At 62.8% G+C, this 12,310-nt stretch carries 10 protein-coding genes; 5 read left to right on the top strand and 5 right to left on the bottom strand.

The genetic code is table 11. From position 1 onward, the window contains the following. Positions 1–245: 245 nt before the first annotated feature. From guaA to AC0L2C_RS30235, 4 genes are all read right to left on the bottom strand, one after another. Positions 246–1,838: a glutamine-hydrolyzing GMP synthase gene (gene guaA, locus AC0L2C_RS30250; protein WP_473525130.1), complete on the bottom strand. Its 1,593-nt coding sequence runs from the start codon at positions 1,836–1,838 to the stop codon at positions 246–248. Between the two features lie 56 nt (positions 1,839–1,894). Beyond that, positions 1,895–2,557, bottom strand: a complete 663-nt coding sequence (locus AC0L2C_RS30245) for a 5'-methylthioadenosine/S-adenosylhomocysteine nucleosidase (RefSeq protein WP_473525129.1) — start codon at positions 2,555–2,557, stop codon at positions 1,895–1,897. Between the two features lie 4 nt (positions 2,558–2,561). Further along, positions 2,562–3,020: a PaaI family thioesterase gene (locus AC0L2C_RS30240; protein WP_128166195.1), complete on the bottom strand. Its 459-nt coding sequence runs from the start codon at positions 3,018–3,020 to the stop codon at positions 2,562–2,564. Positions 3,021–3,116: 96 nt separating this feature from the next. After that, a complete protein-coding gene (locus AC0L2C_RS30235; protein WP_128166193.1) occupies positions 3,117–4,403 on the bottom strand; it encodes an RsmB/NOP family class I SAM-dependent RNA methyltransferase in 1,287 nt (428 codons plus the stop codon). A gap of 288 nt (positions 4,404–4,691) precedes the next feature. On the opposite strand from AC0L2C_RS30235, the gene AC0L2C_RS30230 reads away from it, so the two are divergent. After that, entirely contained in the window at positions 4,692–5,369 is a 678-nt protein-coding gene (locus tag AC0L2C_RS30230) for an aquaporin (protein ID WP_023800370.1), read from the top strand. Positions 5,370–5,475: 106 nt separating this feature from the next. Here AC0L2C_RS30230 and katG read toward each other — a convergent pair whose 3' ends face one another. Continuing rightward, entirely contained in the window at positions 5,476–7,671 is a 2,196-nt protein-coding gene (gene katG, locus AC0L2C_RS30225) for a catalase/peroxidase HPI (RefSeq protein WP_287225495.1), read from the bottom strand. Between the two features lie 180 nt (positions 7,672–7,851). Here katG and AC0L2C_RS30220 point away from each other — a divergent pair, with 180 nt between their 5' ends. The 4 genes from AC0L2C_RS30220 (at position 7,852) to AC0L2C_RS30205 (ending at position 12,273) form a co-directional block, all read left to right on the top strand. Beyond that, positions 7,852–8,760, top strand: coding sequence for a hydrogen peroxide-inducible genes activator (locus AC0L2C_RS30220; RefSeq protein WP_023800368.1), 909 nt, complete (start codon positions 7,852–7,854; stop codon positions 8,758–8,760). Positions 8,761–9,006: 246 nt separating this feature from the next. Further along, entirely contained in the window at positions 9,007–10,137 is a 1,131-nt protein-coding gene (locus AC0L2C_RS30215; protein ID WP_023800367.1) for a TRAP transporter substrate-binding protein, read from the top strand. A 70-nt stretch (positions 10,138–10,207) separates the two neighbouring features. Then, on the top strand, positions 10,208–10,855 hold the full coding sequence (locus tag AC0L2C_RS30210; RefSeq protein ID WP_023800366.1) for a TRAP transporter small permease subunit: 648 nt from the start codon (positions 10,208–10,210) through the stop codon (positions 10,853–10,855). Then, a complete protein-coding gene (locus AC0L2C_RS30205; RefSeq protein ID WP_023800365.1) occupies positions 10,852–12,273 on the top strand; it encodes a TRAP transporter large permease in 1,422 nt (473 codons plus the stop codon). Before AC0L2C_RS30210 ends, AC0L2C_RS30205 begins: the two co-directional genes overlap by 4 nt. Positions 12,274–12,310 lie beyond the last annotated feature (37 nt).

The raw sequence follows: 12,310 nt of genomic DNA, 5'->3' as shown, positions 1-12,310 counted from the left end.
GCATGACCATATTGTTTGAGCTTCAATGGCTTACCTAGAGATTACCTAACTCTCTAGGAAATAAGGTGGTGACGGTATTAGCTTCGAGCGGGAATGAAGAGGAATGGGATACCGTCAGGTCTACCGCCAAATGATCCCGCTTGCGGGCGATAGTTAGCGATAGGAAAAGAGAGGAAAACAATTCTAGTTCAGTGAGTTAAGTGTCTGGAGCCGATAGCTAGCAAATGCTGGCGAACGACTGAACTTTATTCCCACTCGATTGTGCCCGGCGGCTTGCTCGTCACGTCGTAGACGACGCGGTTGATGCCGCGCACCTCGTTGATGATGCGGGTGGCGGCGGCGCCGAGGAACGCCATGTCGTAGTGGTAGAAATCCGCCGTCATGCCGTCGACCGAGGTGACGGCGCGCAGCGCGCAGACGAATTCATAGGTGCGGCCATCACCCATCACGCCGACGGTCTGCACCGGCAGCAGCACGGCGAAGGCCTGCCAGATGGCGTCATAGAGGCCGGCCTTGCGGATCTCGTCGAGATAGATGGCATCGGCCTCGCGCAGGATCTCCAGCTTTTCGCGGGTGATGCCGCCCGGGCAGCGGATGGCAAGACCGGGTCCGGGAAACGGGTGCCGGCCGACGAAGCTGTCGGGCAGGCCGAGCTCCTTGCCGAGCACCCTAACCTCGTCCTTGAACAATTCGCGCAGCGGCTCGACCAGTTGCATGTTCATGCGCTCGGGCAGGCCGCCGACATTGTGGTGCGACTTGATCGTCACCGACGGGCCGCCGGTGAAGGAGACGCTTTCGATGACGTCGGGATAGAGCGTGCCCTGCGCCAGGAAATCGGCGCCGCCGAGTTTCTCGGCCTCTTCCTCGAACACCTCGATGAACAGCCGGCCAATGGTCTTGCGCTTCTTTTCCGGATCCGACTCGCCCTCGAGCGCGCCGATAAAGCGGTCCGAGGCGTCGACCAGGATGAGCGGCAGATTGTAGTGCTGGCGAAACATCTCCACCACGCCTGATGCCTCGTCCTTGCGCATCAGCCCGTGGTCGACAAGGATGCAGGTGAGCTGGTCGCCGACCGCCTCGTGGATCAGCAGTGCTGCGACCGAGGAATCGACGCCGCCCGAAAGCGCGCAGATGACCTTGCCCTTGCCGACCTGCTTGCGGATCGTCTCGACCGCGTGCTCGCGGTAGGCGCGCATCGTCCAGTCGCCTTCGATGCCGGCGATCTTTTGGACGAAGTTTTGCAGCAGCCGGGCGCCGTCCGGCGTGTGCACCACTTCGGGGTGGAACATGATGCCGTACATCTTGCGCTCGACATTGCCGAAGATGGCGAAGGGCGAGCCTTCCGATTTGCCGAACACCTCGAATCCCTTGGGCAGCGAGATGACGCGGTCGCCATGGCTCATCCACACCTGATGGCGCTGACCGGGCGCCCACAGGCCCTCGAACAGCGGGCTGTCCTTCTGGATCTCGACGAAGGCACGGCCGAATTCGCGATGGTCGGAGCTTTCGGCGACGCCGCCCATCTGCACGCACATGGCCATTTGGCCATAGCAGATGCCGAGCACCGGCACGCCCGCGTCGAAGACAATCTGCGGCGCGCGCGGGCTGCCGATGTCGCCGGTCGAGGCCGGGCCGCCGGAGAGGATCACCGCCTTCGGATTGATGCGCCTGAACGCCGCTTCGGCCGACTGGAACGGCACGATCTCGGAAAAGACGCCGGCCTCGCGGATGCGCCTGGCGATGAGCTGCGTGAACTGGCTGCCGAAATCGACAATCAGGACGGTGTCTGGCAGGACGGTGTCTGGCAGGACGGTGTCGGGACGATTGGCTATCTTCATGGCGAGCGTTTAGAGAAAGAAACGAGTCGGCGCAATGGGTTGCGAAGGCGTCTCCCTCACTCCGTTTCCGCGTCATGCGATGGTCCAAACTGCAGCGCATCGGAGCCGATCGCCTGTTCCAGCCGCGTCACCGCATCCGCCAGCTTCTCGTCGATGACATGGAGATACTCCTTCCAGTCCCCGACATGCCTGAGATCGGCAGCCCCGTCGGAAATGCCGCGCAGGCCGACGAGCGGCACGCCGAACAATTGGCAGGCACGCAGGCAGGCGAAGGTCTCCATATCGACCATGTCCTCGCCAATCGCATCATAGGCGCTGCCGGAGATGATCGCCGCGCCCGTCGACAGCGTCGCCTCGCCTATGCCTGGAATCCTGAACGGCAGCGGCACCGTCACCGGCAGGTCGAGAAACGGCGTCGCGCCCTTCTCGAAGCCCAATGGCGAGGCGTCGATGTCGCGGTAGGCGACCGAAACAGCCTGGTAGATTTCCGTTTGTTCCAGTGTCCGGCTGCCGGCCGAACCGAGCGAGACGACGAGATCCGGCAGCGCCTTTTCAGATTTGAGCCATGACAGTTCCGCGCCCAGCTTGACACCCGCTTCGACCGGCCCCACCCCTGTCATGACAGGGGTGAACAGCCGCTGCAGATGCGGCCCGTATTCGGCCTGCGCCGCCATCACGAAGAGGACGCCCCTGCCGGCAATTCTGACGGCCTTGCGCATCGGATCAGCCTTCGATGCCATCGCGACCGACCACCGTCATCATCGTTCCAGTCATGGTGGCGATCAGCTTGGCCTCGCCGTCGACGGCGAAGGCATAGGCCTGGCCGTCGGCAACGATGATGGTGCGGCCGGGCTTGGTCACCGAGCCGCGGAACAGAAAACGCTCGCCCCGGCCCGGCGCCAGCAGATTGACCTTGAACTCGATGGTCAGCACACTGGAGCTTTCCGGCATCAGCGAGAACGCCGCATAGCCGCAGGCCGAGTCCAGCGCCGTCGAAATGACGCCGGCATGGAGGAAGCCATGCTGCTGAGTCAGCGCCGCCGAATAGGGCATCTCGATCTCGATGATGCCCGGCGTCACCAACGTCAGCTCGGCGCCGATCGTCATCATGGCGTTCTGGCGCGCGAAGGACGTCCTGACACGATCCTCATAATTGGGGGCGGTTACGATCTCTGCTGCCATAGCTTGTCACGCTCCTGTCAGAAAAGCTTATTGCAGAGGTATGAGCGGCAGGCAATCGCTATTGCTGCACTGCAGCAATCAGCCCGCCGGCAAGGTTCAGCCACCCTTGCGCAGTGCGCAGACATAAAACCCATCGGTACCGCTCAACGCCGGCGACAGCGAAATGCCGCCTGCGCCGATACGCGCTGCCGCCTCGTGGCCCGGAAAGCGGCTGTCCCAGAGCTGGCGGTGATCGACCGGGACAAAGCCGCTGTTACGATCCCTGAAGGCAGCGACCTGCTCGCCATTCTCCTCGTCGAACACCGAGCAGGTGATGTAGACCAGCAGCCCGCCCGGTTTGACGAAGTTTTTGGCGACATCGAGGATCGCCGATTGCTCGCCCTTGCGCGCATCGAGCTGCTTCTGCGTCAGCCGCCATTTGGCATCGGGCCGGCGCCGCCAGGTGCCGCTGCCGGTGCAGGGCGCGTCGACCACGACGATGTCGATGTGGCCCGCGAGGGGGCTTAGTTCCGTCGGCTTGGTGACGATTTGCACGTTGCGGTTTTCCGAGCGGCGGATGCGGTCGAAAATCGGCGCCAGCCGCGCTTTTTCGGAATCATGGGCAAACACCTGGCCGCGATTGTCCATCGCCGCTGACAGGGCCAGCGTCTTGCCGCCGGCTCCGGCACAGAAGTCGAGAACCTGCATCCCGGCCTCGGCGCCAGCCAGCGTGGCGGCAATCTGCGAGCCTTCGTCCTGAACCTCGAACCAGCCTTTCTGGAAGGCCGGTTCGGCCTGCACGTTCGGGTGCCTGCCGTCGCTCGCGATCGGCGGAATGCGGATGCCGTGCGGCGCAATTCGTGCAGCCTTGGCGCCGGTCTCGGCCAGTTCGGCGAGCACCTTGTTGCGATCGGCCTTCAGCGTGTTGACCCTGAGGTCGAGCGGCGGGCGGGTCGCCAGCGCCGCACCTTCATCGACCCAGCTGGCACCGAAGGCCTGCTCGAACAACGGTTCGCACCAATCCGGAATATCGGCGCGCACCGCCGGCGGCGCATCGTTTACCTGGCGGTCAGCGATGGCCTTCAGTTCATCGTCGTTCAACAGCGGCGGCGCAAACTTGTCACCGTCGAGCGCTTCGTTCAACGACTGCGCCGTCTGGTTCCATTCAAGCAGCAGCGCGCCAAAACCGATGGCGCGCGGCGTATCTTCGCCCAACAGCCAGCCGGCCGAGCGCTTTCGCCGCAGCGCGTCATAGACGATGTTGCCGATCGCGGCGCGATCGCCGCCGCCGGCGAAGCGGTGCGACAGGCCCCAATCCTTCAGCGCATCGGCGACCGGCCGGTGCCGCCGGCCGATATCCTCCAGCACTTCGATGGCTGCTGCCAGCCGTCCGCCCAGTCGCATCTTGTTATTCCGTTACTCAGCAAATCAATTCCGGGGTCTTGCTCTAAAGCGCGCGACCGGCGCACACAAGCGGGGAGAGTCCTGGAGGCAGAGGGCGCTCGCTTCAGGTTTGCGCTGCCCCTCACCCTGACCCTCTCCCCGTGAGAACGCCAGATCAAAGGCAGCTCTCTTGATATCAGCGACCCTCGCATTGCTATGCTTTTAAACTTTTGAAGTTGCGATAGTCTTCCGCTGCGTGATTCGCCAAGAACTGCAAGCGGATCGGCGGGAAATTACGTGGAGAGGGCAATGAAGACTTACCTGGCGGAAGTTCTAGGCACATTTCTACTGGTGTTCATCGGCACGGCTTCGGTGGTGACGGGCGGCTTCGGCGGCGCGCTGCCGCTCGGCCAGGAAGGCATCGGTCTGGCATTCGGCATCGGCCTGATCGCGGCGGCTTATGCGATCGGCCCGATCTCGGGTGCACATCTCAACCCGGCGGTGACGCTCGGCGTGTTCCTCGCCGGCCGAATGGAGGCCAAGAACGTCATCCCCTACTGGATCGCGCAGGTCATCGGCGCCATCATTGCGTCGCTGGCGCTGTGGATCATCGTCTCCGGGCAGGTCGGCGGCCATACCGGCGGCTTCGGCGCCAATGGCTGGGATGCGACGAAGTGGGGTCTCAGCTCGGCGTTCCTGTGGGAACTGATCGGAACCTTCACCTTTGTCACGGTCATCCTCGGCGTCACCAGCGGCAGCCACGCGACGGCCTTTGCCGGCCTCGTCATCGGCCTGACGCTGGCAGGACTGCACTTCGCCATCATTCCGGTGACCGGCACATCGCTCAATCCGGCCCGCTCGATCGGCCCGGCGCTGTTTTCGGGAGGTGCGGCGATCGGCCAGCTCTGGCTGTTCATCGTCGCACCGCTGATCGGCGGCGCCATCGCCGGCGTGGTCGCCAAGACCCGTATCTTCGAGAAGGACTGACAGGCTTTGGTCTGACAAAAAGGCGCGGGACCCGCCCCGCGCCTTTTTGTTTGAGGTTCGAAAAACTTATCCAGGCGGGACGCTACCCGCTCCGGGCCTTGGCCGATCAGGCAAGTTCGAAGCGATCGGCGTTCATCACCTTGTTCCACGCCGCCACGAAGTCGTTGGCAAATTTCTCCTCCGCGTCCGCGGTCGCATAGACTTCCGCCAACGCGCGCAGCTGGGCATGCGAACCGAAGATGAGGTCAACGCGGGTGCCGCTCCACTTGAGCTCGCCTGTCGTCCGATCGCGTCCTTCGAACAATTCCTTGGCCTCCGATGTCGACTTCCACACCGTTCCCATGTCGAGCAGGTTGACGAAGAAGTCGTTGGTCAGCGTCTCAGGCCGCTTGGTGAAGACGCCGTGCGTTGACTGCTCGGCATTTGCGCCGAGCACGCGCAGGCCGCCGACGAGGACTGCCATCTCCGGCGCCGTCAGCGTCAGCAATTGCGCCCGGTCGACCAGCGCCTCCTCGGGCGACAAACGCTGCGGGCCGCTGAGATAGTTGCGGAAACCGTCGGCGGTCGGTTCGAGCGGGGCGAAGGAGTCGACGTCGGTCTGCTCCTGGGAGGCATCCATGCGACCCGGCGTGAACGGAACCTTCACCTCGTTGCCGGCGTCCTTCGCGGCCTTTTCGATTGCGGCGCCGCCGCCAATGACGATCAGGTCGGCAAGCGAGACTTTCTTGTTGCCGGACTGCGAAGCATTGAACTCCTTGCGGATCGCTTCGAGCTTCTCCAGCACCTTCGCCAGCTGAGCCGGCTGGTTGACGTCCCAGTCCTTCTGCGGCGCCAGGCGAATGCGCGCGCCGTTGGCGCCACCGCGCTTGTCGGAACCACGGAAGGTCGAGGCGGACGCCCAGGCCGTCGAGACCAGCTGCGGCACCGAAAGGCCGGAGGCGAGGATTTTTGACTTCAGGGCGGCCACGTCCAGCTCATCGACCAGCACATGATCGACGGCAGGGATAGGATCCTGCCACGGCAGCTCTTCCTTGGGCACGAGCGGGCCGAGATAGCGCACGAGCGGGCCCATGTCGCGGTGGGTCAGCTTGTACCATGCGCGGGCGAAGGCATCGGCGAACTGGTCCGGATTCTGATGGAAGCGCCGCGAGATCTTTTCGTAGGCAGGATCGAACCGCAGAGCGAGGTCGGTGGTCAGCATCGAAGGCGCGTGACGCTTTGCCGGGTTGTGGGCATCGGGCACAGTGCCGGCGCCGGCGCCGCCCTTCGGCGTCCACTGGTGCGCGCCGGCCGGGCTCTTGATCAACTCCCATTCGAAGCCGAACAAATTGTCGAAGAAGTTGTTGCCCCATTTCGTCGGCGTCGTCGTCCACGTCACTTCCAGGCCGCTGCCGATCGCGTCACCGCCTTTGCCGGTGCCAAACGTGCTCGCCCAGCCGAGGCCCTGCTCTTCGATGCCGGCTGCTTCCGGCTCGGGGCCAACCAGCGTCGCATCGCCGGCGCCGTGGGTCTTGCCGAAGGTGTGGCCGCCGGCGATGAGCGCGACGGTCTCCTCATCGTTCATGGCCATGCGCGCAAAGGTCTCGCGGATATCGCGCGCCGCGGCCAACGGGTCCGGATTGCCGTTCGGCCCTTCCGGGTTGACGTAGATCAGACCCATCTGCACGGCGGCAAGAGGGTTCTGGAGATCGCGTTCGCCGCTGTAGCGCTCGTCGGCCAGCCACTTGCCTTCAGGGCCCCAGTAGATGTCCTGTTCGGGCTCCCAGACATCGGCGCGCCCGCCGGCAAAACCGAAGGTCTTGAAGCCCATCGATTCCAGGGCGACGTTGCCGGTGAGAATCATCAGGTCGGCCCAGGAGATCTTGCGGCCGTATTTCTGCTTGATCGGCCACAGCAGCCGGCGAGCCTTGTCGAGATTGACGTTGTCCGGCCAGCTGTTGAGCGGCGCGAAGCGCTGCTGGCCGGCTCCGGCGCCGCCACGGCCGTCGCCGATGCGGTAGGTGCCGGCGCTGTGCCAGGCCATGCGGATGAACAGCGGCCCGTAATGGCCAAAGTCGGCCGGCCACCACTCCTGCGAGTCCGTCATCAAGGCATGCAAGTCCTTGATCACGGCGTTCAGGTCGAGACTTTTGAACTCCTTGGCGTAATCGAATGCCTCGCCCATCGGATCGGACAGTGCGGACTGCTGGTGAAGTACCTGCACATTCAGCTGGTTCGGCCACCAGTCACGGTTGGCCCTGGCGATAGTTGTGTGCACGACCGGGCATTTTCCGGCGCTGGTGTCATCGGTCTTTGCGTCCATCGTTCTCTCCAATTTCTGAATTTTCCGGGATTTGTCGTTTTCCGGGATTGTCGATCTTCCGGGGATTTGATGATTTTCCGGACGGGCCCTGAGCCACGCCACTCTGGAACGGTTCCAGACTAGGCCGCATTGCCGATAAAAACAAATTGCCTTTCCAGTTTGTTGCGATAGGTTTTCCTTATGATTGGTCTCACCGTCCGGCAGATGCAATATTTCGAAGCACTGGCACAGACGCTGCATTTCGGCCGCGCCGCGAAACTGGCCGGCGTCAGCCAGCCGGCGCTGTCGTCGCAGATCGCGGAGATGGAGCTGCGGCTGAATTGCCGGCTGTTCGAGCGCGGCGGCAAATCGGTTCGGATGACCGACGAGGCACTGGCCATGCTGCCACGTATCGAGCGCATTCTTGCCGACATCCGCGAAATCGAGACCACGGCCCGGCGTGGCCGCCCCGCCATGGAAGGGCGCTTCCGGCTCGGCATCATCCCGACGGTGGCGCCCTATCTGCTGCCGCATGTGCTGCCGGAACTAAAACGGCATTTCCCGGCCTTGCAGCTCGAATTGCGTGAAGCGGTGACCGCCTCGCTGGTCGAGGACACCGCCCTGGGAAAGCTCGACGCCTTCATTGCGGCCCTTCCCCTCGATCAGCCCGGACTGATCACCGAGCCGCTTTTCTCCGACCGGTTCTTCCTTGCCGTGCCGGCCGGCGATCCAGCCTTCGCCTCGCCGCCGGTGCCGCCGGAAAGCCCGGCATTGGAAAGGCTGATGCTGCTGGAGGAAGGCCACTGCCTGCGTGAACAGGCGCTTGCCGTCTGCGGCAGCGTGCGGCCGGTGGCAATGGCGAGCTATGGCGCGACGAGCCTGACGACGCTGCTGCAGATGGTGGCGCACGGGCTCGGCGTCACCCTTATCCCGGAAATGGCGGCAGGGCCGGCCAGCGCCATGCGCGATTTGAAGATCGTGCCGTTCCAGGAGCCGATGCCGCAGCGCACGATCTGCCTCGCCTGGCGACGCAACAAGGTCCGGCATGACGAATGCGTCGAACTGGCCAAGATCATCCGCGGCCTGGACGAGGCGGTGTTGGCGGCGTGAGGGTGGGAATGTCGGCCAGAGGGTCCGACCGCCTTGGCATGCCGCGCAGCAGTGCTACATTCGTTATGGAGGCCAGAACAAGGATAAGCGCCGACAAAAAAATCGTCGAATGCGGAAACATATTGGCGCTTGTGCCCGACCGAGCGCCCGATGCCCCGATGTCACCGGCAGCGAAACTGGTTGCGCAAGGGGCGAGTTCGCATATTCTGGTTGTGGCAGAAGCGTTTACAACAATGGGAGGAGTAAATGTCCGACAATAAAATCTCGCGTCGCGGGTTCCTGGAAAAGTCCACCGCCATCACCGCCGGTGCGGCTGCAGCGACGACGCTCTCGGCCCCGGCCGTACTGGCGCAGGCGCCGGTGACCATCAAGATGCAGACCTCCTGGCCTGCTTCCGACATCTGGATGGATTTCGCGCGGCTATACATAGAGCGCGTCGAAAAGATGTCGGGCGGCCGGCTGAAGTTCGAGCTCCTGCCCGCGGGTGCGGTCGTCGGCGCGTTCCAGGTGCTGGATGGCGTCAATGACGGCGTCATCGACGCTGCGCACACCGTCCCCGTCTATTGGTACGGCAAGCACAAGGCCGCGTCGCTTTTCGGAACTGGCCCTGTGTTCGGCGGCAGCGCCACCACCATGCTTGCCTGGTTCCACCAGGGCGGCGGCAAGGATCTCTACCGCGAGCTGACGCAGGACATCATGGGCCTCAACGTGGTCGGCTTCTATGGCTTCCCGATGCCGGCGCAGCCGTTCGGCTGGTTCAAGAATCCTGTCACGACCCCCGCCGAACTGCAGGGATTCAAGTATCGGACGGTGGGTCTTGCCGCAGATCTCATGCAGAACCTCGGCCTCAGCGTGGCGCAGTTGCCCGGCGGTGAAATCGTGCCGGCCATGGAGCGCGGGGTTATCGACGCCTTCGAATTCAACAATCCGTCATCCGACCTTCGCTTCGGTTCGCAGGACGTCGCCAAGAACTATATCTTGTCGTCCTATCATCAGGCTAGCGAGTCATTCGAATTCCTGTTCAACAAGGACGTATTCGACGACCTCGACGACGATTTGAAGGCCATTCTCGAATATGGCGTGGAGGCGGCCAGCACCGCGACCACGGCAGTCGCCCTCGACAACTATTCGGCCGACCTGCAGAAACTTCAGACCGAGCACGGTGTCACCGTGCACCGCACCTCCAAGGAGATTCTCGACGCACAACTCCAGGCCTGGGACAAGATCATCCCGACGCTGGAGGCGGATGCGTTCATGAAGCGGGTGCTCGATAGCCAGCGCCAATGGGTCGAACGCGTCGTCTACTACGAGCTTATGAATTCAGCCGACCTGACACTGGCATACGAACATTACTTCCCCGGCAAGCTGAAGCTCTAATTCGCGTCTCCGCTTCGGCAAATCCGGCGGTTTTGCGGACCGCCGGATTGTATCTGACGGAACCCAGTAAATGCTCCGTTACATTGCGTTCGCCGATGAACTTTCGGCATGGTTTGGAAAGGTGTTCGCCTGGAGCGTCGTCGTTATGACGCTCGGCGTGAGCTATGAGGTCGTCGTGCGATACCTGTTCAGCGCGCCGACTGCGTGGGCATTCGACCTCAGCTACATGCTCTACGGCACCATGTTCATGATGGCCGGCGCTTACACCTTGTCGCGAGACGGACATGTGCGCGGCGATTTCATCTACCGGCTGTGGCGGCCGCGCGTGCAAGCGGCGGTCGAACTTGTCCTCTACTTCATTTTCTTCTTCCCAGGCGTCACGGCGCTGATTCTGGCCGGCTGGAAGTATGCCGCACGCAGCTTTCGCTATCTCGAAGTAAGCTCGAACAGCCCGGCCGGGATTCCGATCTTTCAGTTCAAGGCCGTCATCGTGGCGGCAGGCATCCTGCTCTTCGTGCAGGGGATTGCTCAGGTGTTCCGCTGCGTCGTCTGTCTGCGAACCGGAACATGGCCGCGCGCGGCTGAAGACGTGGAAGAGACCGAGAAGGTGCTGATGGAAGCCAAGACGCTCGATGTTCTGCATCACGGTTCGGAGGCAGTCGACCTCCCGTTCCTCCATCCCGACAATCAACCTGACCGCGACGGAGAAGACAGATGAGCGATCCTCAGGTCGCCGTCGCGATGCTGCTCATTCTGCTTCTGGCGATCTTCCTTGGCTTCCCGGTTGCGTTCACTTTGATGGCGCTCGGGGTCGCCTTTGGCTACTACGCTTATTTAAATCCGGGACGGATGTGGCGCGCCTACGAACGGGCGGTTGAGGATGGCGCCGACGGCTGGACGCTTACGGAGCATTGGATCGGCGGCTTCTTCAACAACCGCATTTTCGATCTGTTCGTGAATCAGACCTATTCTGTGATCTCGAACGACGTGCTGACCGCCATCCCGCTTTTCCTGTTCATGGGCTACATCGTCGAGCGGTCCAATATCATCGAGCGTCTTTTCGGCACCCTCTATATCGCCACCCGGCGCGTTCCCGGCTCCATGGCGGTCGCCGCCCTCATCACGTGCACCCTTTTCGCAACGGCCACAGGCATTGTCGGCGCGGTCGTGACACTGATGGGTCTGCTGGCGTTTCCCGCCATGCTGAAGGCGCGTTACGACGTCAGCTATGCCTCGGGAGTGATCTGCGCCGGCGGAACCCTCGGCATCCTCATTCCGCCGTCGATTCTGCTCATCGTCTATGGCGCGACGGCGGGTGTGTCGGTGGTCCGCATGTATGCGGCAGCCCTGCTTCCGGGACTGCTGCTTGCCGGCCTTTATCTGATCTATGTGGTGGCGAAGGCGGTGCTGCAGCCGCAGCTGGCGCCGAAGCCGACCCGAGACGAGGTAGGCCACTATTCGGTCCTGCAAATCAGCTGGATGCTGCTGACCTCCTTCGTCCCTCTGGCGGTCCTGATCCTTGCGGTGCTCGGCGCTATCCTGTTCGGCCTTGCCACGCCTTCGGAGGCTGCCGCCATCGGCGCGCTCGGCGGCGTCGTGCTGGCCGCCGCCTACCGGGCGCTGACGTGGCAACGCCTGAAGGAGTCCGTCTATTTGACGGCGCGAACGACCGCGATGGTGTGCTGGCTGTTCGTCGGCTCCGCGACCTTCGCCTCGGTCTTTGCCTATCTGGGAGGCCAGCAACTGATCAGCGATTTCGTCACCGGCCTCGACATGTCGCCGCTGATGTTTTTGATCGTCGCCCAGATCATCATCTTCATCCTGGGCTGGCCGCTGGAATGGACGGAGATTATCGTGATCTTCGTTCCGATCTTCCTGCCGCTATTGGCGCATTTCGAGATCGATCCGCTGTTTTTCGGCGTGCTCGTCGCAGTCAACCTTCAGACGGCCTTTTTGTCGCCGCCCATGGCGATGTCGGCCTACTACCTCAAGGGCATTTCGCCGCCGCATGTTCAGCTTTCGGATATTTTCCGCGGAATGATGCCCTATATGCTGATCGTTATCCTGTGCATGGTCATCATCTACGTCTTCCCGCAGATCGTGTACGGGCTGCCCAACCTGATCTACGGGGGCTGAGGCGCGATGCCGCGGCGAGTGGAGGACAATAGATGAA

The sequence above is a fragment of the Mesorhizobium sp. WSM4845 genome (assembly GCF_055811455.1).
The sequence above is the reverse complement of the archived record's forward strand: the minus strand, read 5'-3'. Positions and strand labels throughout refer to the sequence as shown.